The following is a 23,036-nucleotide window of genomic DNA, read 5'->3' on the forward strand; positions in this document are numbered from 1 at the left end:
CGATCCGACCGCGTAGACCATGGCCGCTGGTGCGACGGCGGCCGGGCGTCTCCCCGGACGAAATCTCGAGCTTCAGCCGGCAGGCCCGCCTTGCGGTTGAGGCAGCTCCCGCCCCGCGCGGCCCGCGCGGCGATCACCGACTGAGACCGGGCTCGGAGCCTTGGGCATGGTACGGCCGCAGACGTCGGCGACGATCTCCTCCCAAAGGTCCATGATCGGTGCGGGCGCGAACCGGGCCGCACTCGCCGCCGAAGCGGTGCCGAGCCGGTCGCGCAGGAGCGGGTCGCCAAGCAGTTCGTCGATCGCAGCCGTGAGATCCGCGGGTTCGTCGGGCGATACCAGGAATCCGTCGTGCCGGTGCCGGATCATGTCGGAGGGCCCGTGCGGACAGTCAACGGCGATCACAGGCAGTCCCGATGCCATCGCTTCGGCAAGAACGTTGGGCCATCCCTCGTAATCGGACGTCAGAACGAAGGCATCGGCGGTCTCGATCCAGCCTCCCGGCATCTCGGTCACGCCGGGCAGCTCGACGCGGCCGTCCAGTCCGAGCCGGCGCGTCAGCTGCTCGAGAGCGGCACGCTCCGGTCCTTCTCCCCAGATCGTCAGCGTCCATGCGGGATGGCGGGCAGCCACGGCGTGGAAGGCCCGCAGCAGCCGGTCGAACCTCTTCACCGTCTCGAGGCGGCCGACGGCGACCAGCCGGTTGTTGCCGCGTCGGGCGCGCCATCCGGATGGCAGCACCACCGGGTTGGGGATGATGCTGGTCCTTGCAGCAATGGCGGGGCTGAAGAAGTCGCGAGCGCCGTTGGTCATGACGACGAGGCGCGCGGCGCGCGGATAAAGCCGGTTTCGGAGCCAATGCCACAGCGGTCCGGGATGCTGCCGTTCCGGATTGCTCCGCTCCGATACGACCACCGGTACGGACATCCCCCTCGTGGCGGCGAGCGTCAGGATATTCTGACGCGTAAGGAAGGACAGGACGACGTCGGGCGCGGCGTTCCGGATCGCATTCCTGATCGCAAGCGCGCGCCGCGCAATCGCGAGCGCGGCCTGTGCGGCCGGACGCCGTTGCGGGGGAAGGCCGAGGCGGACGAGTTCCACGTCGGTGTGATAGTCGTAATATGACGGGTCGTTTTCCCTGTCGAGCGCGATGACATGGATCTTGCGTCCGTCGGATGCCCAGTGGTTGGCGAGGCTGCACGCGACACGCTCGGTCCCACCGGCACCAAGCCCCGACAGCACGAGCGCGATGCCCTTGCATCCGCCGGAGAGCGGGCGTTCGTGCCGAGACCGGTGCAAACTGCCGGAGCCGTCCAGACGCTGGGACACGAACATTCCTTGAAGCTGGGCACAGCGGAGCATGATAGGCGCCGCAGATCCGCCGCAACATCCTCCGAAAGGATTAGCGCCGCTGGTCATAATAGACTTTGAACCATCCGTTCCGGATCCGCTACGCAGGAGCCTTGACGAGCCATTGCTCGAGAATAGCTTGCAAGGCGCCGAAGATGCAGCGACCCGCTTTTCAGATCACGATCGACACGGAAGGCGACGATGCATGGGCTCGTCCTTCGCCCGGGACGACCCGAAATGCCCGATATCTTCCCCGTTTTCAGCGGCTTTGCGAAACGCATGGCATGAAGCCGACCTATCTGGTCAATTGGGAGATGGTCAACGACGGGGCGTTCCGGGAACTTGGGCACGACGTGCTTGCCAGGCGAACCGCCGAAATCGGGATGCACCTGCACGCCTGGGATTCACCGCCTCTCGATCCGCTTACCTCCGATGATGCCATGCAACATCCCTATCTGATCGATTATCCCGAGGACAGGATGCGCGAGAAGGTCGGGATGCTGACGGATCGGCTGGAAGATGTCTTTGCCGTGAAGATGGTTTCTCACCGTGCCGGCCGCTGGGGCTTCAATGCCGCCTATGCGCGTATCCTCGCGGATCATGGCTACAGAGTTGATTGCTCGGTTACCCCCCACCGGTCCTGGCGCAACGTGCCCGGAGCTGAGGGCGGTCCCGGAGGTCCCGATTACACGCGCTTCCCCGACCGGCCTTTCTGGTACGAGTTCGGCAGCGGTCGTCTGCTCGAGATCCCCGTCTCGACCGTTCGGGTCGAGGCGCCCTTTTTCTTGCGCGGCCTGCGTCGCCTGGCGGGGCGTCCCGCGCATCGGGTTCTCTGGCTGCGCCCGAACGGACACAACCTGACCGACATGCTGTATCTCCTCGACAGGGCGGAGCGGGAAGGCCGCGACTATGTCCAGTTCGTGTTGCATTCCTCGGAACTGATGCCGGGAGGCAGCCCTACCTTTCGCACCGGGGACCAGATCGAGCGATTATACGATCACCTCGACATCCTGTTCACCCACGCCTCGGCCTGTTTCATCGGCGGGACCCTGGGCGAATATGCCGATGCCTACGTGCATGAGGGACTTGGCGCGGAGGCGCCGCCCGATGGTGTCGACGTCGAACGGACGGCAATGCGCGCGTGATCCGGAACCGGAGCGTCATTGCGGGCGCATGTCCTGCAGCCGCCGTCCGGCTCCGGCGACAGACACAGGTCGGCACGGATCTTACCGACGTGACGGGATGAGTACCGTGCGCCGTGGAAATGGAGTCGCAGGTCCGGGCGAGTCGCGTGCTGGAGATGGCCGCACGACGGAACGCCCGAATGCCGCGCCGAAATCAATGCTTCAACCAGGAAGGACAGGGGGGAGTAAATTGACAACCAAGAACTCTACCTGCTAAGTTGACAATCTAGTCGGCGTCATCGGCAGGTAGGCACCGCTGGCGGCTTCCTGATCTGAGGCGTCGGCGCCAGGATCTCCCATCATCGAGGGGTCCAGGAGAAACGCGATGGCTCGTTCTCGAAAATTCCTGCCGGGGTTGTCCGGGTCGATCGTGTGTCCCTCCCAGGGAGCGGCTGCACGCGATCACCATCCGTCGGGCGATGCGCAAGACGTGGTCTTGCTCGTTCTCGCCGAGGCCGACGCCATTGGCTCCAACGAGGATCTCGCTCGAGCGCTCGACCGTGTCTGGGACTTCCAGCGGTCGGGCGCGAAGATACTCGGCATCTTCATGCCCAGACCCGGGGCCGAGCACGTGTCGGCGCTGCTCGGCTGGCCCCGTGCGGGCGGTCCGGTGGATCGGGGAGCGGCCCTCGGCGCGGAAGCCACCCGGCCCGGATGCGTTCATTCGATGCCGATCCTGAACTGAGAGGTCGAGGACGGCACCTGAGCCGCCAACCAGCGCTGGGATGCATCGCAAGGTCGTGGCTTCATCGCGCGCCAACAGTGCTGAAATCGCGGACCTAAGGGTCTACCTCCCTTGCCCCCTTGTGGCGGCGACCTACGGATGGAATGGTGTTCGCGCCATCCCGGCGATCCACGGCAGCTCATCCCCCCTCCTGTCTGTCGCTCGGATGGCAAACTTCCCTCTTCCTGTCGTCTCCAGCAGGCCGATACGTCGTCCGTTGCAGTCTCCTCCCGGTTCCGTGACGCTCCCCGAAGGCGCAATCTCGTGCCGACGAGTGGCTTCTGTCCCGCCTCGAACCCGCACGCGGGAGAGGCCATGTTCGAGGGGCCGAAGACCCGAGGGCGACCGGCATTGCGCCTGCGGCTCGTCGCGAAGCGACGCGCGGCCGCCGGGAGGTCCTTCAATCGTCTCACCGCGGATCCGCATCGTCGTCCAGGTACATGACCCGAACGCTGACGATCATGTCCCTGCCGTTTGGCGTGCCGATGAACGAGACTGACCGCTCGTCGCCGATCGTCAGGTCGAGTTCGCCGGTCACCCGCAGCTGTCCGAGCGTCATTCTCAATGCGTCGGCAAGGTCGTCGATTGCGATGCGGTCGACATTCACGCGCAAGAATCCAGCTGCTGATCGAGGGCCGCACACGGCGATGTCTCCAGGATAGCAGGCAAGCGCCTTGCACGTCGCGGGTCCCTTTGCTTCACTCCGGATCTTATGGGTTAGTTCGCAAGTCGGAGGTGGCCGGGCAGGGGATGTCCGGAACGGGCGAATGCACGCCGCACCGATCAGATCCGCGCGCCGGCCACCGGGCGTGTCACGTGAAAGGGTCGAGGGTGCAGGATAGTCCGGCATCGCTGAAAGCCGGAGCCGGGAAAGCAGCCGGATGCCCGCCGTCACGATCGCCACTGAAGTCGCAGCCGAACCACCGTCGCTTCGCTGCTGTCAGTCACTCTGCGCCCGCGGCGCGGAAATCGTCGCCGCAGAGCGCGTGAACAGGGCGGCCGGGTCAACGACATGTTCCGCGGCGTCGCTGCTCCTCGTTCGCACGTGTAAAGGCTTCAGGCGTATCGATCGGGTGGCGGAGCTCCGAAGCGCCGCAAGATCGATGCGCCTGGTCGCCAGCCAATCGCCTCGCGGCAAGGGACTGGTGAGGAGCGCGTGCGCAGCGCCCTCCCGTTAGGGGTAGTGCCCCCGGCGACCGGGCCGCGGCACATCATCCCGCCATGCCGCTGCCCGGGCCGCCGACCGGGACTCGACCGACTTACCGTCCACGACCCTAGACGCCGCATCCTGGAGCGGGGGTTAGATCTCGGCTGCACGGCTCTTCGGGAGAGGTCGGCGCCCGGTACGTGCGACTCCGCTTTGCTCGCAACGATGGCCGTCAGGCGCCCGAACGATCGCTTGCTTCGCGATGCCGCTGGGCCTCATGCCGATAGGCACGCGCCATGATCAGGAGGAGATCGGCTCGGCGAGGGTCGCTCTGGCGTGCCGCCTCCGCTTCGTAACGATCCCCGCGACGTTGAAGATCGTCGGATAAATGCCTTTGCATTCCACCTGTCGCTCCCCTGTTGCAGTCTCTTCGTGATCGAGGATCACGCGGCCGGGAGGAGAATAGCGTGAACTTGATGACCGACTCAAGTTCATGTTGATGCACGCTCCTCGGCCCGGAGGCGATCGTCCGTCCGGAAGCTGTGGATCCAGCCGCTATTATCTCCTGCCTCGACGCGTGCCTCCGGAAAGATGGGCGTGTTTCGGGAGCCAGCCGGACCGTGAACTCGAGCTCCCACTCACCGCTTCATTCCCGAGCGATTGCGAGGGTGCCGGGAGGTGGCCTGTACGGGCATTGTTCGGCTCGGCCGCGCGACGCGTCCACCACGATATCGGGCGGCCGCTGCGCGAATGATGCTGGAGGAGGGATGGTGATCTTCAGGACTCCGGCGGCACCGTCTCGTGCTGGGACGCAGGAAAGTCAGCGGCGTGACAGCTTCTGGGCCAACCGCCGGACTGGTATAAGCAGACCGACTCGCATGCTGTGGGGGTCCTTGCGGGCCATCGGCTCCGCCGCGTGATCCCTTTTCCGCGGCGGAGCCCCTTAGTCTGGATGCATCGGGTTCGCACGGTGCGACGTTGAGCAGTCTGGAAGAGCCCGGCGCATGCGATAGATTTTCAACACGGCGGACGGTTGCCGGTACGCGACGACAGCGGGCATGAACCGGCCAGTCCCGCCGCGGCGCGGCTGATGCCGATCTCCTTCGCTGCCAAGGTGATGCGCGACCCGCCCGAGATCGTCCGGAAGGAAAGTGCTGTTCGTGTCGAGGTTGTTTACGGCCTTTGGCTCCTTTTACTTCCAGGTTGCGGTCTGCGGCCTCGATGCCACCGCACCGGGTGGAGCTGATGCACGCCGGCTCTGGGGTGCTTACGATGCGGAATGGGTCGCGGAGTCGACATCCCGGATCGAGCGGCTAAGTTGACCCTGGCGATCGCCCTTGCGTGCCTCATTGCCCGCAACCCTTTACCACGGGAGGGCTGCGGGAGCCCCTTTAGGCACGGAGTGGCTCGGATCGGAGGCCATGCCCACCATGGTGATTCGAGCTGGCAGGAGAAAGAATACCCCCTGGACCCTTGCTCAAGAGGCGGTCGCCACCGCATCATCTGTCCATCCCGAAGCCGATCGCCCCTCGGGATCGAGGTTGAAGGCCTTCAGCATGCTTGCTCCGCGCCAGAGCTCGGCCGTGTCGCCGGCCACCATATCGGCGCTTCGGCGGATGGCCTCGACATCGTCGGGTGCGGCGACGATATCCGCCCGATCGATATGACCCCATTTGAAGTGAAAGAGGCGATAGGTCGGCACGCTGATCTCCGAATGACGCGACACCGGGTCAGTATCCGTCACCCCGTTTCGAGAAACGATGGCCCTTATGCTGTAGATCGGCGCCATTGTTCGGCCGATGCGCCGCGGCTGGAGTCCTCCCGGCCCGGTCGCCACTTTCAGTCGAAAAGCTGTGACCGCTGGATCGACGCACGCTGCCATCTGGTGGGCTGGGGCCGGCGGACCGGTCGTCGGCCATGTCCGGTGCTCCGTGACGAGGATGAAGCGGCAGCGATCCGCGGGCCGATCCGAAGCGAACGGCAGATCCGCACATAGGCATGGCGCCGGACAGGCCGGCGAACTCTGCCACCCTTCAGGCGCCGTGGAGGCGAACGATGATTATTCGTTGTCGATGGTCGCCGGGCAATAACAGGCCGTTGCCTGTCGATCGAAGGTCTTACCTCCAATTCGCTCTTTGCAGTGGTCCTTCCGGAGCGCATGTCTGTTCGCCGATGGCGAAGACGATCGGGCCGCGCGCATGTGCGTGGTCGTCGATCGGGTCTGCGTTCCGGCGCGCGATCCTGCAGGAAGGGGTTGCCGGGATCAGAGAGCAAATGGGCATTCGAGATCGGCGTGCCCTTGAGTGACATAGCAACGATACGACCCAGCTGACGAGGAGAGCCCAGGTGAGCCCAGCGGTCATTGTTCTTGCGATAGCGCTTCAGGTCGGGACCGGCGATCCGAAAGCCGAGGGGGGCGGCCGCGAGATCGTGGTGCAGCTGACAGGTGCCGCCGAGCGGCCCGCCCCGGGAGACCCGGACGGCACCGGAACCGCGCGCGTTCGGATCAAGGCGGACCAGGGACAGCTCTGCTATTCCCTGACGGTGGCCGCCATCGAGCCTGCGACTGCGGCACATATCCATCGAGCACCGCCCAATGCTGCCGGCCCGATCGTCATAGGCCTTCTGCCGCCTACGGGCGGCAGCAGCGAAGCATGCATGAATATCGGGAAGGAGCTGGCTGTCGAGATACTCACCAAGCCGGCCGACTTCTACGTGAACGTGCACAACGCGACTTATCCACCCGGTGCCATCCGGGGACAACTGAGCCTCCCCTGAAGCCGTTTCCCGTACGATCCGGGTCCAGGGCCGGTGCGCCGCCGTCCTGGCGGAGTGATCTCGGTCGCCTCTCGGGGACGGTGGAGCCCGGTGGCCGCGGGTCGCCGACCGGTCCGGCCGAACGTTCGCTTGCGGTCTCCGGAAGGGCGGACATGCTGAGCGGCTGCACCTTGGTCGCTGCTCCGCGTAAACCCTTTGTTGGAATGCTGTGCTTCCGGGGTCGCCCACAATGGTCGCCACGCGGCCTGGTACAAGGGGCTATGGCAAGCGGGCAAGGAGCACCTGCGGAGAGGCTGGATGGCGAAACTCAACTCTGCCCACCAACGCCATGTGCGTTTCGGTTCCGGCGAGGCTCCGTGGGCCGAACGCGACCAGGCGCGACCGCTTGTCAAAGGTGCCCTGGTGGGCCTGGCCGTGTCGATCCCCCTCTGGCTCGCGCTCGTTCTCGGCATGATCGTCTTCGCTTGAAGATCTGGTCCATGATGGGGCGGAGTGTCGGGCCGCGGCCGGAACGCACGGTTTGCGACGAAAGCCGCAAGGCCTTGTCAGCGCCCGCAGGCAGAAGCCCGGGATCGGCGCTGCGCAACGCACGTGACCTGCCGGCAAGATCAATGCGGATCTGCGCTGGCGCTCCATTTGATGGCTGTTAAGTTATCGACATCAGCATTCGAGTCGAGGGGAGGAACATATGCGTGCTCGCCCGATCGTCCTCGTGGTTTTTCTTCTTCAGGGCTGCGCTTATCACCGGCTGGCGGTCAGGAACCCCAATCCGGCAGACCAATATTATCACTCCGTCAACAGCACGGCTTTCGGCTGGGGGGCGGCCGAGGAGCAGAAGGTCGCCGACAAGTGCGAGACCAGCCTCCTTTCGGAAGTCCGCGTCAGGACATCGTTGGGCCGGTCATTGATCACCGTGCTGACATTGGGCGCCGTCCAGCCCGCGCGCATTGAATATCGTTGCTCCAAGATGCCGACGCAGGAAGGAACGATTGAACCGTGAGGTGATGGCGTGGCAAAGACCGTCTTCTTCGAAGAACAACGATGGACCAACTGGCACCTGACGGTGCGGGATGTGCCAATTGCCGGCCGCTTCGAACTCCACAACAGCGGCGGATCCGCCAGCATTGCGCGAATGGCGGAAAGTGCCGCCGCAGTGCAGCTTCTCCTAGGCCGCGCCTGCCGCGAGGGGAGGCGCCTTCGGGCGCAGGGCGCCGCCTGGTCCTTCTCGGAAGCCGCCGCAATTCCGGGAGGATGGTGCCTCGCCACCGGGCACGCCAATTGGCTGTTTCGTCTGCCTGGTGCCCATGTCGTGCCCGATTATCCCTTCGACAGGGAGGGGTTGATCCTCTGCCAGACCGGCATCTCCGTGGCGGAGCTCAACATGTTTCTCGAAGGACGGGGGAGGTCGCTGGCGACCACCGGCGCTTCGAACGGACAGACCTTCGTCGGCGCCATGAGTACCGGTACCCACGGCTCCGCGATCGACCATCCGGCGATACAGGGGCAGGTTGCCGCCTTCCAGCTCCTCCCTGCGCCCGATCTCAATCTCTGGGTTGAGCCTGCGTCACGGCCCGTGACGGACGGCAGGCTCGCGGCTGATCTTGGCGCCACCGTCGTCCGGGACGACGCCTTGTTCTCGGCTGCGCTCGTCGGGCTGGGCGCCTTCGGTGTCGTTCACTCGGTTCTGGTGCGCACGGTGCCGAGGTTTCTCTTGGAAATGAGCCGGGAGCGCCGCCCGCTGACCGCCGAGATCGAGAAGGCGATGAACGGCGGCGGTTTCGACGCGGCCGGGCTGCCGGGAGGCACGCGTCGTCCATATTTCTTCCAGTCGGTCGTCAACCGTCACATCGACGCAGGCCACGCTTATGTCACCGTCGGCTATGACCTGCCCTGGGAAGAAGATCAAAAGCTCGACTATGATCTCGTGAACAAGCGCGGGCCCGGCTATGAACTCGCCGTTGTCGTGGCGAACCTGCTGTCTGCTTTTCCCGGCCTCTCGCCCCCGATCACCAAGGCGGTATTGTCCGACCAGCTGAAGCCGTTCAAGGCACGCAAGCGAAGCTGGGGGCAGAGCTTCAATTACACGACGCCGCGCTCCGGCACCGCCGGCGCGGCGGTCGCGGTGCCGACCGAAAGAACGCTCGACGCCCTTGAGATCCTGCAACGGGCGATGAAGAAGGTCGGCAAGGTGCCCGCCGCCTTCGCCTGCCGCTACGCGGTAAAGTCGCCGGGACTGCTTGCCTTTACGCGCCATGGTCGAACCACCATCGTGGACATCGACGGCATCGACACGGTGGGCACGCGCAAGCTGATGGCGCAGGCAGTGGCGGATTTGAGGACGCAGGGCATTCCCCACACGGAGCATTGGGGCAAGGTAAACCAGATGACCGCGACAAGCGTCCGGGACGCCTATGGCGACGATCTCGAAGCCTGGATGCGGACCCGGACCGACCTGCTTGATCGGCAGGCGGAGTATGTTTTCGGCAGCGCGTTCCTGGATCGCCTGGGGCTCACAAGTCCGACATTCTGATCGGCGGGTAGGTGCGCGGGCATCGAGAAGGTACCGGCGGCGTCGGCCCTTGCCGTCGTTCTGCGGCCGCCGCGGAGCATCTGCAGAGCGGAAAGCGGGTCTAGGGCGCTTTGTCGCAGGCAGCTGCGGCCGCTCAAGGCTTGCCGCCGAGGGACACGGACTTGTGTCAGGTCGCGCTAGCCGACGCGAATGGTCCCGAAGAGGTAGTCCCGAAGATCGGACCCGTGTCCCGGCCGCCGTGCTACAGGAGGGTGCGAACCTGACCGGGCAGCGCATCGGCCAGGAATGTCGCCACTTTCCGGGACATGGCATCTCTGAACGCCGTCCGGCCGCCTGCGGCGTCAAGGACATATCGAATATGGTGGAGACTTGTCGAAGCACGCGCATCCACTGAGCGGAAGCCCATTACATGACCTGTCCTCCATACAGGCGGGCGGCGCGAATTTCATTCAAAAGGAAACACGAGCAATGGCGAGTTAGCTGAGGAAGCGCGTGGATGACCGTTATCAACATCGCACTGACAGAAGATGGCGTGTTCGTTGTTGCGGATACTCTGGTCGGAGTGAGTGGCAACAGGCCGGGCTTCTTCACTTCGAAAATCCACGTCATGCCGCATCTGAACGCGCTGGTCTGCGGGTCCGGATCCCTGGATCTTACCCTGGATTGGTGTCGGGATTTGCTGGGCAGCCTGCATGCACCCCATATCGGGATGCTGGACGAATTCGTACCGCCGCGCCTGCGATACCTCTACGACCACCGACCGGAGGACGGGCGGCAGGCACATGCCAGCACGATCTACCACCTTGGCTTTGACGATGCGGAGGATCGCTTCGTCGGCTTCGCCTACCGTTCCAGAAATCGGTTCGTCAGCGAGCGACTTCAATATGGAACCCTGACCCAGCCCGGTTATGGGGGCGGGCACCGGCTGAGTGTCTTCCCGGATGATTTCGTCGAGGTCTCCAGGAAGCAGCGGATCATCCAGGACGAGCAATCCTGCGACCCCCGCGTCTTCATCGGCGGGCACATCATCGCCTGTCGTATGCAGCGGGAGCACAAGGATGGGGAGCCGCCGGCCATTACCACGACGCTCACACGTGCGTTCCAGTTCGAAGACTATGAGCAGACATTTCTGGATTGCGCAGGGAGCCTCGCCAACCCCTGAACATGGATACGAACTCGCGGCGCGGACAGTATCGCGTCGCAACCTGTCGGGCCTCGCATGCGGTCGCCGAGACCGCGCAAGGCACGAGAGAGGCCTTCAGCGTTCGTCGAAGCGGGCCGGTTCGGCAGGAACCGCGGGAGCTCTCAGGCGGGCATAGCCGCGACGGGCTGCTCCCATGAAAGGCACCGCAACTCTTCGCCGCACTGAAGACCAGAAGCCAGGGTCGGCGCAAGGCGTTCGACCCTCTTTGCCATGCGGTTGCTCCGAGTCCAGGCCGTTCGCGCTACTGCCAAGGCAGTGACTGTAATTGTTTCGGGAGGACCATGTTGCTAAGCCGTGAACCCATAAAGTTGGCTTTGCAAAGCACGAGGGATCGCCGCAGACGGCCTGCTATGCCATAGACGACGACCATGCCCTCGTCCGCTGACGCCATAGTTGAGGAGTTGAAATCCGTCTTCCCGTCGACGCGGGAAGGTCAGTTCGTGCCGATGGTGAATAGCGTCCAAGGCGAAGAGCCGTTGCAGGTTGAAGCGGATTTCGCCGACAAGGACGATTGGACCAGACTCTTGCCAGAGTGGCTAGATGCCGCGCCGAATGGGCTCGCATCCGCCCTCAGCTTCCTCGGTGATGAGGCGATCCGCTTCTATATACCTGCATATCTAGCAGCGGACCTGATGGGCGCGTTACGTCGCGTCGATCCGACTTTCACGCTCGTGCATGGCTTTGACGACATGTCACGTGATCAGAGAGTTTGGCCGCGAAAAGAGGAAACTTGGACTGGCTTTGCGCGCGCTCGATGGGACGGCCTCACACAGGACCAGGCTACCGCCATCGTACATTACCTCGAATGGCGGGTTGAGCGGGACGGTCTGGATATCGACCATAGCGTCGCCGAGGCATTGGCGGCATATTGGTACGCGCGAGCAGCAGGTCTTCAACCGGACCTTCCCACGACGTGAGAAAGCTGATTCAGCGTCGGCATGAGCCGATATGATCTGACCGACTTCGAGTGGCGCGTGATCGAGCCGCTCTTGCCCAACAAGCCGCGAGGTGTGCCGCGTGTAGACGACCGGCGCGTGCTGAACGGCATCTTCTGGGTGCTGCGTTCCGGGGCGCCGTGGCGTGACCTGCCCGAGCGCTATGGCCCGCGCACCACCTGCTACAACCGCTTCAACCGATGGCGAGAGGCAGGCGTATGCAACCGGCTGATGGATGCCACCAGCGCAGCGCACGACGGCGAGATCCAGATGATCGACAGCACTTCCATCCGGGCGCACCAGCAGGCTGCGACGGCAAAAAAGGGGGTCCAGATCATTGTCTCGGTCGATCACGCGGCGGACTCACGACCAAGATCCACGTCGTCGTCGACGCGCAGGGACTCCCGATCCGGCTCGGCCTGACCGCCGGGCAGACGCATGACGGGCAGATCGCCGACACGCTGCTCGACCACCTTGGGCCGCACACCATCGTTCTGGCAGACAAGGCCTACGACGCCGACCGCATCCGCGAGCTGATCCAGGATCAGGGCGCCACGCCCAACATACCGCCCAAGAGCACCCGCAAGTGGAAGCCCTGCTTCAGCAAACGGCTCTACCGCGAGCGCAACCTGATCGAGCGGTTCTTCTCCAAGCTGAAGCACTTCCGCCGCGTCGCCACCCGATACGACAAGCTCGCTGCCAACTTCCTTGCCATGATCCAGCTCGCCTCAATGCGCCTGTGGCTGCGAACTTATGAGTCTACGGCCTAGTCCGCGAGACCTTCCGCGGCTCCGCTGGAGCGAGGATTTGCAGCGTCGTCGGATCGCCAGGCGCCGGTGCCGCTCGCGGATCGCGGCGGCGGCAGGGGCCGCTTCGGTTGTCACGTGCGTCCTTGCCACGCTCCTCTTCTCGCCGCGGCCGCGGCTGATCTGGAATGCAAGTGCCAGCTCGCCGCCGGGCCTCTATGCCATTTCGGATGCGGACGACGCCGGCCGGGGCGATATCATCGTCGCGACTGTTCCGCCGGCCGCTCGGGATCTCGCTGCGGCTCGAGGCTATCTGCCCCCGTTCGTGCCGCTGGTGAAGGGGATCGCCGGTATCGCTGGGGATCGGATCTGTTCCAGAGGCGATTTGATCTTCGTGAACGACCGGCCCGTCGCGACGCGGCGGCGCGAGGACCCGGCTGGAAGGCCATTGCCGCGTTGGACCGGGTGTGAAACGCTCGGGGAAGGGGACTTCTTCCTGCTGGCCGAGGGTGTCGCGGCTTCGTTCGACGGGCGCTATTTCGGAATCACGCGCCGGAACGAGGTCATCGGACATGGGACCCTGTTGTGGGGCGTTTGAGGCCGATCCTGGCCGCAGCCTGCCTTGCAGCGGCAACGCCGGCTTCGGGGACTCCGCTGGACAGGTGGGCGCCCCATATCAGCGAAGCCGCGGCCCGGTTTGGCGTACCCGAAGCCTGGATCCGCCGGCTCATCGCTGCGGAGAGCGGCGGGCGGACCATGTTTGAAGGCCGCCCGATCACGAGCCGTGCGGGAGCGATGGGACTCATGCAGCTCATGCCGGAGACGTGGAAGGAGACGCGGAGACATTTGCGTCTCGGGACCGATCCTCATGATCCCCGCGACAACATCCTCGCAGGCACGTTCTATCTGAAGATGATGTACGAGCGCTTCGGCTATCCCGGGCTTTTCGCAGCCTACAATGCGGGTCCTGCGCGTTATGCGCGCCATGTCGCCCGCGGAGAGAGGCTGCCGGGCGAGACGATAGCCTATGTTGCTGCGGTGACCGGGAGCGAGAACATAGGCGTGCCGACGGCAAGGATGCGGCGCGATATCTTCGTCGTACGCCGGGCAGATGGAGACGAAGGCATCGGCGCAGTGGCGGTTACGGGCGAAGCTCGCTCAGAGGGCTTGTTCGTTTCGTTGAGCACCGTTTCGACGCCCAGGTACTGAAGGCAAGTTTTGCCCTGCTTCCGCTGCCCTGATTCGGTTGGGAGTGGCCAGCGATCCCGAACTTGCTGATCCCGCCAGACGAGCTTTGAGCATGGGATCATCCAGCGCACCGGGGGTTCGTTACATCGCCCGGATCTCGCTGCCCGCCCGCCACCTTCGACGAACAAGCGCGTCCTGCCCCGAACAGACCCTGTGACGCAGGTGCTTGACGCGGCAAACGGTATCGGTCGCCAGATTCCGATGGTGGAGCTATGTCTCGCCGAGCCCTGCGCTTCAGGCAGTCCGATCTCACGCGAGCCGTCCGTGGCGCCGAGAAGGCGGGTCTCAGGATCGAGCGGATAGAGATAGAGACCAGCGGGAAGATTGTGATCTTCAGCGGGTCGGTTACTGGTAAAAGGGGACCGCCCAATCCTTGGGACGAGGAGCTCAGTCGATGAGCAAGCGCAGGCAGTTGCGGTCGAACCGGTTCCTTCCGGAATATGTCACCCGGTTCAGGGACCGCCATGGCAAGGACCGGCTGCGTTTCCGGCGGAAGGGCTTCCCGTCGCGATACTTTTGAACGCCGCTGGGCAGCGAGGAGTTTCGGGAGGAATATCGCCTGTTCAACAGCCCGGATGCGGCTCTTGAGGCCCGGCAGGTTGTAGTCTCCTCGCGATACATGCCCGGCAGCATCGGGGATCTTCTCGAGCGCTACATGGCGGTTCCCGAGCGACTCGGCCCCACCGAGGTGACGAGATCAAAGGTCAGGAGCATCCTCGAAAGGTTCGCTCGAGGCAGGGAGGAGCGAATGGTGGGCGACCTCCGCTTCGACCACGTCGATGCCATCATATCTCGATCTCGGGTGAAGACGGTGGACGCGAGGGGCCGCCCTGCCGGCGGGATCGAAGCAGCCCGGAAACTCCGAAAGGAGCTGCGCAGATTCTTCGGCTTTGCGGTAAAGCTTGGCTGGATCGTCAAGAATCCCGTCGACGACTCGCAGCCAATCAAGGTGGCACCGAGCGAGCGTTCGACCGGCTATTATACGTGGAGCGAGGACGATATTTCTCGATTCCGCGCGCGGTGGCCTCTGGGAACGAAGCAGCGCCTTGCGATGGAGCTCATTCTCTGGACCGATCAGCGCAAGGTCGATGCCATTCATCTTGGCCGCCAGCACGTCCGCGAAGGCAAGTTTGTCCTCCGCCAGACCAAGACCGGCAAGCGGTTGGTTCTCCCGATCGCACCGCCATTGGCGGCCGCGATCGACGCCATGCCCCCGTCAGACGCCATGTGCTTCATCGTGACCGAGTGGGGGCGGCCGTTCTCGGTGAAGGGCTTCGAGGCTGGTTCCGCGACCAGTGCGATGCTGCGGGACTTCCGAAATGCACCGCGCACGGTCTACGAAAGGCAACGATGCGGCGGATGGCAGCTCGAGATGCCCAACAAGAGCATGAAATCGGTGAGCGGCCACAGCAAGGACGAGGAGGTGTCTCGCTATACCGAGGCAGCCGATCAGGAGAGGCTCGCGGAGCAGGCAATCCGGCGGCTGGCGGCGTGGGAAATGTCTAACCTGGGCCCACGGTTAGACACCAAATCAAGCTAAGACGCTGGAGATGCGCTCTATTTCCTGAAGAGTGGAGGCCCGAGCCGGAATCGAACCGGCGTGCAAGGATTTGCAGTCCTCTGCGTAACCACTCCGCCATCGGGCCGAGGCGGCGGGACTTGTCCGGGAACCGCGCGCAAGTCAACACCCAAGTCGGAGACCCTGGTCGCCGACTGCGTTCTCGTCGCGGGGCGGACAGGCGGGGTTATCCCGGATTGGGTTGCGGGTTTCACAGGGTCGCGGGCCGAGCGGTGCCGCGACACAGAGGGCGGATGGACTTCCAGGACGATCCGCCACGCCCTACCGTCCTGCAGGGATCGGACGCGGATGACTGGATCGCGCCCACTTCGTGGCGCACAGTCGGGGATCGCCGTGCTGGTAACGTTCTTCGTGACCCTCGCCATGAGAAAAGACTATGCCCCGGCGCAGCCGATCCTCCAGATCATAGCGCTTTGCTTCGTCTTCAAATCCGGCTGCGTTTCCGCGGGAAAGCGCGCTTTTCGCGCTCGGCCTGCCGGACGGGTGCTGGTGGTTCGCGCAATCGCAGCGGGCGCGATCTTCGGCACCGCCGGCCTCCTGGTAGCGCCACTGGGGCTGCGCGGCATCGGCGTCGCGGTCGCCCTGGGCGCTGTGATTGCAGCCGTGGGATTGCTGCTCATGCTCACTGCCGCCCGCCGCGGGCATCACGATCAGCGCCGTGCGGAGCCCTCGGCGTCGATCGTGCCTCCTGCCTGAGCCGGCCACGCCTGTCCGCGAGCGGACGGGTTGTGTCCGAAATCGAACGCTCGAGTTCCAAGCCCCGCCGTAGCGACGGAGGCGAAGCCCTTGGCACAGCTCTTGCTCATTCCAGGCAGGGAAGGCTCCCCAGAGGGAAGTGGAGACATCTTCGCTTTCCCTCCCCCTGGGGAGCCGATAAAGACAAAGGCAGCCGCAAGGTGTATTGCATCAATAAGACAGCTGTGCGATTGAGAACCAGATGACCGAGCAAAATTTCGACCATATGCGCCGCGCCATGATCTCGAACCTGTTGAGAACGACGGGGACCAACGATCCCGTGGTTCTGGCCGCGTTCGAGGAGGTCGCCCGCGAGCGCTTCGTGCCGCGCGAGCGTCTCGCCTTGTCCTATGCCGACGCCCTCGTGCCGCTGAAGCCGGGCCGTGATCTCAACAATCCTCTGGCGCTTGGCCGGCTGCTCACCGAAGCGGGCCCGCGCGAGAGCGATCGTGCGCTCGTGATCGGCGCCGCGACGGGCTATTCCGCCGCTCTGCTGTCGAAGATGGTGGCCTCGGTCGTTGCGGTCGAAGAGGACGCCGAGCTTGCCGCCTTCGCCCGCGACGCGCTCGCGGGAACGGGAGTGACACTGGTCGAAGGTCCGCTCGCTGAGGGGCACCGCGCAGGAGGGCCGTACGACCTGATCCTGATCGACGGCGCCGTGGAATTCGTGCCCGACGAGATCGTTTCCCAGCTGAAGGATCTCGGACGGCTGGTCGCACCGACGATCGATCGCGGCGTCACGCGCCTCTCGATCGGCCGCAAGTCGGGCGAGGCATTCGGTATGGCAAGCTTCTCCGATGCGGCCGCGGCCGTGCTTCCGGATTTCGTACGGCCGAAGGTTTTTACATTCTGAGAGTGGGCTCGATCTGAGCGGGGAGTGACATGATGCGGGTGGGGTTCTTGGCGGCTGCGGGGGCAGCAGCATTGATTGTCGGCGGAAGCGCCGGGGCGGAAACGCTTCGTGACGCGCTCGTGCAGACCTATCAGACCAACCCCACGATCATGGGGCAGCGCGCGCAGCTCCGTTCGCTCGACGAAGGCGTGGCGCTCGCTCGATCGCAAAATCGGCCGCAGCTTTCGGGTACGGCGGGTATCAACCAGAACCTGCTTCGAACCGGCGGCGGCGAGGGCCGTAATCTCAGCGCCGGCGTCGACGTCAGCTATCCCCTGTTCACCGGCGGCCGGATCCGCAACCAGATCCGCGCCGCCGACGAGCGGGTGCTGGCCGGCCGAGCCGCATTGCGGGCGACCGAAGGAGACGTGTTCACCGAAACGGTTGCGGCCTACATGGACGTGATCCGTGACCGCTCCATCGTCACCCTGAACCGCAACCAGGTGCGCGTGCTGGAGACGAACCTTCAGGCGACCCGCGATCGCTTCGAGGTCGGCGATCTCACCCGCACGGATGTCGCCCAGTCAGAAGCCCGGCTGGCGCTTGCACGTTCCAATCTGGCGACCGCCGAGGGGCGACTTGAGGGCAGCGAGGAAAATTATCGTCGCGTCATCGGCGAACTTCCGGACGAACTCGATCCGCCGCCGCCTCTCCCCGCGCTGCCAACCACGCCGGACCAGGCGGTCGACATCTCGCTCGCCAACAATTCCGATCTGGTCTCGATCGCTGCGCAGGTGCGCGCCGCCCAGCGCGACGTTGCGATTGCGCGCGCAGGGCGCCTGCCGAGCGTGTCGGCGATCGGATCTCAAAGCTACACCAACTATCTGGGCACGGCCGACGACCAGTTCGGCGGAGTCGGTAACCGCAATTCGATCGGCAACACCGGGGTGGGCGTGCAGGCGCGCATTCCAATCTACCAGGGGGGAGCTGTCGGGGCCCAGGTGCGCCAGGCTCAGGCGCTCCAGAGTCAGTTGCTCGAGCGCGGTGTCGAGATCGAACGCAGTGTGGTCGCCAATACCCGCGCCGCCTTTGCGAGTTATCAGGCGGCACAGGAAGCGGTCGAATCGAACCAGGTGGCGGTTAACGCCAACACCTTGGCGCTCGAAGGCACCCGCGCCGAGCAGACAGTCGGTACCCGCAACGTCCTGGACGTGCTCAATGCGGAGCAGGAGCTGCTCAATAGCCAGGTGGCCGTCGTGACGGCGCGTCGCGACGCCTATGTCGCGGGATTTCAGCTCCTGAACGCGATGGGACGTGCCGAGGCTGACGATCTGAACCTCGACGGCGGCGCACTTTACGATCCTCTGGTCAATTACGAGCGGGTTTCGCGGCGCGGCTCCGACTGGAAAGACGATCCCGATCCGCAGCCTGTCTCCACGAGGACCGTTGCGCCCCCGCCCGTGGGGCCGGTCGGGCCAGTCGATACGGGTCGGCAAAACACCCCCGTGACAGGCACCACGGAATAAGCGATAAGCCATTCTCTATGGGGGATATTAACCAGGAACCCTCGATGGAGGACATTCTCGCCTCCATCAAGCGGGTCATCGCCGAGGACGGCCGTGTGTCCGCGCGTCCGGCGCGCGGCGGACGTCCGACGGCTGCGCCGCCGGCGCCGCCACCACCAGCGCCCGAGGACGACGTTCTCGAGCTTTCGGATCCAGTCGACGAAGGCCACGGGCTCGTGTCCGAGGACGCGGCGGCGGCGAGCGCGCGATCGCTCGCGGCCCTGTCCGCGCTCAAGGAGTCCAGCCAGGCGCTGCCGCAGGGCGATGGGCCTCTCGAAGCGGTCGTCCGCGAAATGCTGAAGCCGATGCTCAAAGATTGGCTGGACCAGCATCTGCCCGACATGGTCGAAGAGCTGGTCACCCGCGAAATCGCCCGGATCACCGGCAAGCATTTCTGACCACGTCCGGGGCAAGATCGGGGGAGGAGGCGGATTGCTCCGCCGCCTGCGCTTGGTCTAAGCGGCGCGCATGACCGAACTCGCCAAGACCTTCGACCCCGCCGCCATCGAATCGCGCTGGTATGCGCATTGGGAAGAAGCGGGGCTCTTCCGCCCCGAGCGCGAGGCGGCCGAGCCGTTCACCATCGTCATCCCGCCGCCGAACGTCACCGGCTCACTGCACATCGGCCACGCGCTCGACAACACGCTGCAGGACATCCTGATCCGGCACGCGCGCCTGCAGGGCAAGGATGCGCTGTGGGTGGTCGGCACCGATCATGCCGGCATCGCCACGCAGATGGTGGTCGAACGCAATCTCGAAAGCCAGGGGCTGCGCCGCGCCGACATGGGCCGCGAGGCGTTCGTCGAGCATGTCTGGGAGTGGAAGGCACAGTCCGGCGGCGCGATCACCCGCCAACTGCGCCGGCTCGGCGCCTCCTGCGACTGGTCGAACGAGCGCTTCACCATGGATCCGGGCTTCTCGGCCGCGGTGCTGAAGGTGTTCGTCCAGCTCTACCGCGAGGGCCTGCTCTACCGCGACAAGAGGCTGGTCAACTGGGATCCGAAGTTCGGCACTGCGATCTCGGATCTCGAGGTCGAGACCAAGGAGATCCAGGGCAAGTTCTGGCATCTCCGATATCCGCTCGAAGACGGCAGCGGCTTCATTCACGTTGCGACCACCCGGCCCGAGACGATGCTCGCCGACATGGCGGTAGCGGTCCATCCCGAAGACGAGCGCTACAAGGCGCTGGTCGGTCGCAACGTGCGCCTGCCGATCACCGGCCGGCTGATCCCGATCATCGCCGACGAACATGCCGATCCGGAGCTCGGATCGGGCGCGGTGAAGATCACGCCGGGCCACGATTTCAACGACTTCGAGGTGGGCCGGCGCGCCGGCATCAAGGCGGCCGACATGCTGAACATGCTCGACGCCCAGGCACGGATCGCGCAGACCTCGGACGGACTGATCCCGGCCGATCTCGTCGGGCTGGACCGGTTCGAAGCCCGCAATCGGGTGGTCGAGCGGCTTGAGGCCGATGAACTGCTCGAGCGGATCGAGGATCGGACGATCCAGACGCCCTATGGCGATCGCTCGGGCGTGGTGATCGAGCCTTGGCTTACCGATCAATGGTATGTCGACGCCGCAACGCTGGCGCAGCCGGCGATCGAGGCCGTGCGCAGCGGCAAGATCAAGGTTGTGCCGAAGACCTGGGAGAAGACCTGGTTCAACTGGCTGGAGAACATCCAACCCTGGTGCGTCTCGCGCCAGCTCTGGTGGGGTCACCAGATCCCGGCGTGGTACGATCCGAATGGCAAGGTCTATGTCGCCGAGACGGAGGCCGAGGCGCAGGCCGAGGCGGGCGAGGGAGTTCCCCTCTGCCGCGAGACTGACGTGCTCGACACCTGGTTCTCCTCGGCATTGTGGCCGTTCGGGACGCTCGGCTGGCCGGAGCAGACCAGTGACCTGCGCCGACATTACCCCAATGACGTGCTGATCTCCGGCTTCGACATCATCTTCTTCTGGGATGCCCGGATGGCGATGCAGGGCCTGCATTTCATGGGCGAGGTGCCCTGGAAGACGCTCTACCTTCACGGCCTGGTGCGCGACGCCAAGGGCCAGAAGATGTCGAAATCGAAGGGCAATACGGTCGATCCGCTCGGTCTCATCGACACGTACGGCGCCGATGCCCTGCGCTTCACGATGGCCGCAATGGAAAGCCAGGGCCGCGACATCAAGCTCGATGAGAAGCGGATCGAGGGCTATCGCAACTTCGCGACCAAGCTGTGGAACGCCGCGCGCTTCTGCCAGACCAACGGCATCGGCGCGTCTGCGTCGCTGGAGCCGCCGGCGGCCGACCATCCGGTCAACCGCTGGATCGTCGGCGAGACGGTGAAGACGATCCAGTCGCTTGACCTCGCGCTCGCCGAGCTGCGCTTCGATGAATCGGCGAACACGCTCTACCACTTCGTCTGGGGCAGCTTCTGCGACTGGTATCTGGAGCTGATCAAGCCGCTCCTCGCCGGTGCAGAAGGGCAGGAGACGCGGATCGTCGCCGGCTGGGTGCTCGACCAGATCCTGGTCATGCTCCACCCGTTCATGCCGTTCATCACCGAGGAATTGTGGCATGCCCTCGGGGAGCGGCCGACGCCGCTGATCGTCGCCAAGTGGCCGATGCCGGACGCGCGCGCGCTCGATCCCGAGGCCGGGCCCGAGATCGACTGGCTGATCCGCGTCGTCAACGGCATCCGCGGCGCTCGTTCCGAACTGAACGTGCCTCCGCGCGCGAAGCTCGCCCTCCACGTGCGCGACGCCAGCGAGATGACGCTCGCACGTCTGGGCCGTCACGATGCCGCGCTGAAGCGGCTCGCCCGAATCGAGACGGTGCGCACCGACGCGGCGAGTGGGGGCGCGGCCCAGGTGGTGGTCGACGAAGCGACGTTCGTTCTGCCGCTCGAAGGGGTGATCGACATCGAGGCCGAGCGCGGCCGTCTCGCCAAGGCTCTCCAGGCGGCCGAGAAGGAACGCGATTCTCTGGCCGGCCGGCTCGACAATCCGAGCTTCGTGGAACGCGCCAAGCCCGAGGCGGTGGAGAAAGCACGCGCCGACCACGCCGAAAAGGCTTCCGACGCGGACAAGTATCGCGCCGCTCTGGCAAGGCTGGGGTGACGTTTCCATCCTCCCTGAGCCTCGCTCGGGGAGGAGCGTGCGGATAGCGGAGCGCTGGCATCCCCTGCGGCTTTCGTGCGTATGTCGCGGATGGCAAGTCAAGCACCCGCCCGCCCCGGACAGCGTGATCTTACGTCGGGCCCGATCGCCTCGACCTTGCTCGCATTCGCGATACCGACGCTCGGCTCCTCCGTCCTGCAATCGCTGAACGGATCGATCAACGCGATCTGGGTTGGTCGCTTCCTGGGCGAGGACGCACTGGCGGCGACCGCGAACGGCAACATCGTGCTGTTCATGCTGCTCGCCTTCGTGTTCGGGTTCGGAATGGCCTCGACCATCCTCATCGGCCAGGCCTTTGGGCGCCGTGACATCATCGAAGCGCGGCGGGTGGTCGGAACGGCGATCGGATCGTTCGTGCCGATCGCGATCGTCGTCGCCGTTGCCGGCTGGCTCGCCGCCCCGCACATCCTCGGCCTGCTCGGGACGCCGGGCAATTCGCTGGCGCTCGCCTTGTCCTATTTGCGTGTGATCTTCGTCGGCATGCCGGCGGCGCTGATGATGACGATGCTGATGATGGCGCTGCGCGGATCGGGCGATTCGCTGACCCCCTTGTGGTTCATGGGGCTCAGCGTGTTGCTCGACAGCAGCCTCAATCCGGTTTTCATCCTTGGGCTGGGCCCGGCGCCAGCGCTCGGCATCGCCGGCGCTGCGACGGCACGGCGATCGCCAATTATGTCAGCCTCGCCGCCTTGCTCGTCTACATCTATGCCCGCGATCTGCCGCTGCGCTTGCGCGGGCCGGAAGTCGCCTGGTTGCTGCCCGATCCGGCCCGGCTGCGGGCAATCGTGATCAAGGGCTTCCCGATGGGTCTGCAGATGATCGTCATCACCTCGTCGGCGCTCACCATGCTCGGCCTTGTCAATCGCGAGGGCGTGCACACGGCCGCCGCTTATGGGGTCACCCAGCAACTCTGGACCTATGTGCAGATGCCTGCGATGGCGCTCGGTGCTGCGGTGAGCGCAATGGCGGCCCAGAATATCGGCGCAGGCAACTGGCAGCGCGTTTCCGCCGTCACCCGTGCCGGCGTGATCCTCAACATCGTGTTGACCGGCGCCTTGATCCTCCTGCTCACCATCGCCGACCGCCCGGCGCTGGCCCTCTTTCTCGGCGCCGAGAGCCCGGCCTTGCCGGTAGCCCGCCACATTCAGCTGGTCGGGACCTGGGGTTTCCTGTTCTTCGGCATCAGCCTAGAGCATGATCATTTTTCTGTGAATCTGGCAGGGGATTCCCAAAGGGCCTGGATCGTGATTCAAGGTGCTGGCTGGAAGGAGGCCAGCATGGATGACGCGGCCTTATTCAAATGATCTTCGCGAG

General features: G+C 64.9%; 23 protein-coding genes and 1 tRNA gene. 20 read left to right on the plus strand and 4 right to left on the minus strand.

The window, feature by feature from the left end:
• Window positions 1-72: 72 nt before the first annotated feature.
• Window positions 73-1,329 carry a glycosyltransferase family 4 protein gene (locus tag C7I55_RS27245; protein ID WP_158266625.1) on the minus strand — a complete coding sequence of 419 codons (1,257 nt, stop codon included), beginning with the start codon at window positions 1,327-1,329 and terminating at the stop codon, window positions 73-75.
• Between the two features lie 305 nt (window positions 1,330-1,634).
• Between C7I55_RS27245 and C7I55_RS27250 the strand changes: the two genes are divergently transcribed.
• Both C7I55_RS27250 and C7I55_RS27255 read left to right on the plus strand, forming a co-directional pair.
• Window positions 1,635-2,495, plus strand: coding sequence for a polysaccharide deacetylase family protein (locus C7I55_RS27250; RefSeq protein WP_199193108.1), 861 nt, complete (start codon window positions 1,635-1,637; stop codon window positions 2,493-2,495).
• Window positions 2,496-2,859: 364 nt separating this feature from the next.
• Window positions 2,860-3,219 (plus strand): hypothetical protein, encoded by a 360-nt coding sequence (locus tag C7I55_RS27255; RefSeq protein ID WP_106516213.1) that lies wholly within the window; start codon window positions 2,860-2,862, stop codon window positions 3,217-3,219.
• A gap of 448 nt (window positions 3,220-3,667) precedes the next feature.
• On the opposite strand, the gene C7I55_RS27260 is transcribed toward C7I55_RS27255, so the two are convergent.
• Together C7I55_RS27260 and C7I55_RS27265 are read right to left on the minus strand one after the other, a co-directional pair.
• A complete protein-coding gene (locus tag C7I55_RS27260; protein ID WP_106516214.1) occupies window positions 3,668-3,865 on the minus strand; it encodes a hypothetical protein in 198 nt (65 codons plus the stop codon).
• A 2,017-nt stretch (window positions 3,866-5,882) separates the two neighbouring features.
• Complete coding sequence (locus C7I55_RS27265) at window positions 5,883-6,131, minus strand: hypothetical protein (RefSeq protein ID WP_106516215.1); 249 nt, start codon at window positions 6,129-6,131, stop codon at window positions 5,883-5,885.
• 620 nt (window positions 6,132-6,751) lie between these two features.
• Here C7I55_RS27265 and C7I55_RS27270 point away from each other — a divergent pair.
• The 11 genes from C7I55_RS27270 to C7I55_RS27315 all read left to right on the plus strand — a co-directional run bounded on the left by C7I55_RS27270 (window position 6,752) and on the right by C7I55_RS27315 (window position 15,386).
• Window positions 6,752-7,183, plus strand: coding sequence for a CHRD domain-containing protein (locus tag C7I55_RS27270; RefSeq protein WP_158266626.1), 432 nt, complete (start codon window positions 6,752-6,754; stop codon window positions 7,181-7,183).
• 297 nt (window positions 7,184-7,480) lie between these two features.
• Window positions 7,481-7,651: a hypothetical protein gene (locus tag C7I55_RS28410; RefSeq protein WP_158266627.1), complete on the plus strand. Its 171-nt coding sequence runs from the start codon at window positions 7,481-7,483 to the stop codon at window positions 7,649-7,651.
• A gap of 220 nt (window positions 7,652-7,871) precedes the next feature.
• Complete coding sequence (locus tag C7I55_RS27275) at window positions 7,872-8,183, plus strand: hypothetical protein (protein ID WP_106516217.1); 312 nt, start codon at window positions 7,872-7,874, stop codon at window positions 8,181-8,183.
• Window positions 8,184-8,192: 9 nt separating this feature from the next.
• On the plus strand, window positions 8,193-9,713 hold the full coding sequence (locus C7I55_RS27280) for an FAD-binding oxidoreductase (RefSeq protein ID WP_106516218.1): 1,521 nt from the start codon (window positions 8,193-8,195) through the stop codon (window positions 9,711-9,713).
• Between the two features lie 496 nt (window positions 9,714-10,209).
• Window positions 10,210-10,875 (plus strand): hypothetical protein, encoded by a 666-nt coding sequence (locus C7I55_RS27285; RefSeq protein WP_106516219.1) that lies wholly within the window; start codon window positions 10,210-10,212, stop codon window positions 10,873-10,875.
• A gap of 443 nt (window positions 10,876-11,318) precedes the next feature.
• Entirely contained in the window at window positions 11,319-11,834 is a 516-nt protein-coding gene (locus tag C7I55_RS27290) for a DUF6714 family protein (RefSeq protein ID WP_146151170.1), read from the plus strand.
• Between the two features lie 21 nt (window positions 11,835-11,855).
• Window positions 11,856-12,622 (plus strand): IS5 family transposase gene (locus tag C7I55_RS27295; RefSeq protein ID WP_106516221.1). Its coding sequence is split into 2 segments (ribosomal slippage): window positions 11,856-12,180 and window positions 12,180-12,622, totalling 768 coding nucleotides; the frame shifts between segments, so codons are not numbered across the junction.
• Window positions 12,623-12,659: 37 nt separating this feature from the next.
• The gene (locus C7I55_RS27300) at window positions 12,660-13,196 is read left to right on the plus strand and encodes a S26 family signal peptidase (protein WP_233222451.1); all 537 of its coding nucleotides are present in this window, start codon (window positions 12,660-12,662) and stop codon (window positions 13,194-13,196) included.
• Window positions 13,184-13,807: a lytic transglycosylase domain-containing protein gene (locus C7I55_RS27305; RefSeq protein ID WP_106516223.1), complete on the plus strand. Its 624-nt coding sequence runs from the start codon at window positions 13,184-13,186 to the stop codon at window positions 13,805-13,807. Before C7I55_RS27300 ends, C7I55_RS27305 begins: the two co-directional genes overlap by 13 nt.
• A 433-nt stretch (window positions 13,808-14,240) precedes the next feature.
• Window positions 14,241-14,366 (plus strand): hypothetical protein, encoded by a 126-nt coding sequence (locus C7I55_RS29350; RefSeq protein ID WP_269845240.1) that lies wholly within the window; start codon window positions 14,241-14,243, stop codon window positions 14,364-14,366.
• A 228-nt stretch (window positions 14,367-14,594) separates the two neighbouring features.
• The gene (locus tag C7I55_RS27315; protein ID WP_233222452.1) at window positions 14,595-15,386 is read left to right on the plus strand and encodes a site-specific integrase; all 792 of its coding nucleotides are present in this window, start codon (window positions 14,595-14,597) and stop codon (window positions 15,384-15,386) included.
• A gap of 32 nt (window positions 15,387-15,418) precedes the next feature.
• Here the strand turns inward: C7I55_RS27315 and C7I55_RS27320 are convergent.
• Window positions 15,419-15,492 (minus strand) — tRNA-Cys (locus tag C7I55_RS27320).
• 221 nt (window positions 15,493-15,713) lie between these two features.
• On the opposite strand from C7I55_RS27320, the gene C7I55_RS27325 reads away from it, so the two are divergent.
• The 7 genes from C7I55_RS27325 to C7I55_RS29380 all read left to right on the plus strand — a co-directional run bounded on the left by C7I55_RS27325 (window position 15,714) and on the right by C7I55_RS29380 (window position 23,026).
• Window positions 15,714-16,121 (plus strand): polysaccharide biosynthesis protein, encoded by a 408-nt coding sequence (locus C7I55_RS27325; protein ID WP_106516225.1) that lies wholly within the window; start codon window positions 15,714-15,716, stop codon window positions 16,119-16,121.
• A 241-nt stretch (window positions 16,122-16,362) separates the two neighbouring features.
• Window positions 16,363-17,013 (plus strand): protein-L-isoaspartate O-methyltransferase family protein, encoded by a 651-nt coding sequence (locus C7I55_RS27330; protein ID WP_106516226.1) that lies wholly within the window; start codon window positions 16,363-16,365, stop codon window positions 17,011-17,013.
• Between the two features lie 32 nt (window positions 17,014-17,045).
• On the plus strand, window positions 17,046-18,518 hold the full coding sequence (locus tag C7I55_RS27335) for a TolC family outer membrane protein (protein WP_106516231.1): 1,473 nt from the start codon (window positions 17,046-17,048) through the stop codon (window positions 18,516-18,518).
• A 44-nt stretch (window positions 18,519-18,562) separates the two neighbouring features.
• On the plus strand, window positions 18,563-18,955 hold the full coding sequence (locus tag C7I55_RS27340; RefSeq protein WP_332888447.1) for a DUF2497 domain-containing protein: 393 nt from the start codon (window positions 18,563-18,565) through the stop codon (window positions 18,953-18,955).
• Window positions 18,956-19,025: 70 nt separating this feature from the next.
• The gene (locus C7I55_RS27345) at window positions 19,026-21,662 is read left to right on the plus strand and encodes a valine--tRNA ligase (protein ID WP_106516228.1); all 2,637 of its coding nucleotides are present in this window, start codon (window positions 19,026-19,028) and stop codon (window positions 21,660-21,662) included.
• 90 nt (window positions 21,663-21,752) lie between these two features.
• Window positions 21,753-22,511 (plus strand): MATE family efflux transporter, encoded by a 759-nt coding sequence (locus C7I55_RS27350; protein WP_332888448.1) that lies wholly within the window; start codon window positions 21,753-21,755, stop codon window positions 22,509-22,511.
• Window positions 22,475-23,026, plus strand: a complete 552-nt coding sequence (locus C7I55_RS29380; RefSeq protein WP_332888449.1) for an MATE family efflux transporter — start codon at window positions 22,475-22,477, stop codon at window positions 23,024-23,026. Before C7I55_RS27350 ends, C7I55_RS29380 begins: the two co-directional genes overlap by 37 nt.
• The last annotated feature ends 10 nt before the right edge of the window (window positions 23,027-23,036 follow it).

The sequence above is a fragment of the Allosphingosinicella deserti genome (assembly GCF_003012735.1).
Taxonomy (GTDB): domain Bacteria; phylum Pseudomonadota; class Alphaproteobacteria; order Sphingomonadales; family Sphingomonadaceae; genus Allosphingosinicella; species Allosphingosinicella deserti.

What these genes read in the sequence shown, in the direction of transcription:
- C7I55_RS27250 (WP_199193108.1), top strand. Translation starts at nt 1,635, where the DNA reads ATGAAGCCGACCTATCTGGTCAATTGGGAGATGGTCAACGACGGGGCG.
- C7I55_RS27335 (WP_106516231.1), top strand. Translation starts at nt 17,046, where the DNA reads ATGCGGGTGGGGTTCTTGGCGGCTGCGGGGGCAGCAGCATTGATTGTC.
- C7I55_RS27325 (WP_106516225.1), top strand. Translation starts at nt 15,714, where the DNA reads ATGACTGGATCGCGCCCACTTCGTGGCGCACAGTCGGGGATCGCCGTG.
- C7I55_RS28410 (WP_158266627.1), top strand. Translation starts at nt 7,481, where the DNA reads ATGGCGAAACTCAACTCTGCCCACCAACGCCATGTGCGTTTCGGTTCC.
- C7I55_RS27350 (WP_332888448.1), top strand. Translation starts at nt 21,753, where the DNA reads ATGGCAAGTCAAGCACCCGCCCGCCCCGGACAGCGTGATCTTACGTCG.
- C7I55_RS27275 (WP_106516217.1), top strand. Translation starts at nt 7,872, where the DNA reads ATGCGTGCTCGCCCGATCGTCCTCGTGGTTTTTCTTCTTCAGGGCTGC.
- C7I55_RS27345 (WP_106516228.1), top strand. Translation starts at nt 19,026, where the DNA reads ATGACCGAACTCGCCAAGACCTTCGACCCCGCCGCCATCGAATCGCGC.
- C7I55_RS27255 (WP_106516213.1), top strand. Translation starts at nt 2,860, where the DNA reads ATGGCTCGTTCTCGAAAATTCCTGCCGGGGTTGTCCGGGTCGATCGTG.
- C7I55_RS27315 (WP_233222452.1), top strand. Translation starts at nt 14,595, where the DNA reads ATGGTGGGCGACCTCCGCTTCGACCACGTCGATGCCATCATATCTCGA.
- C7I55_RS27330 (WP_106516226.1), top strand. Translation starts at nt 16,363, where the DNA reads ATGACCGAGCAAAATTTCGACCATATGCGCCGCGCCATGATCTCGAAC.
- C7I55_RS27285 (WP_106516219.1), top strand. Translation starts at nt 10,210, where the DNA reads ATGACCGTTATCAACATCGCACTGACAGAAGATGGCGTGTTCGTTGTT.
- C7I55_RS27340 (WP_332888447.1), top strand. Translation starts at nt 18,563, where the DNA reads ATGGAGGACATTCTCGCCTCCATCAAGCGGGTCATCGCCGAGGACGGC.
- C7I55_RS29350 (WP_269845240.1), top strand. Translation starts at nt 14,241, where the DNA reads ATGAGCAAGCGCAGGCAGTTGCGGTCGAACCGGTTCCTTCCGGAATAT.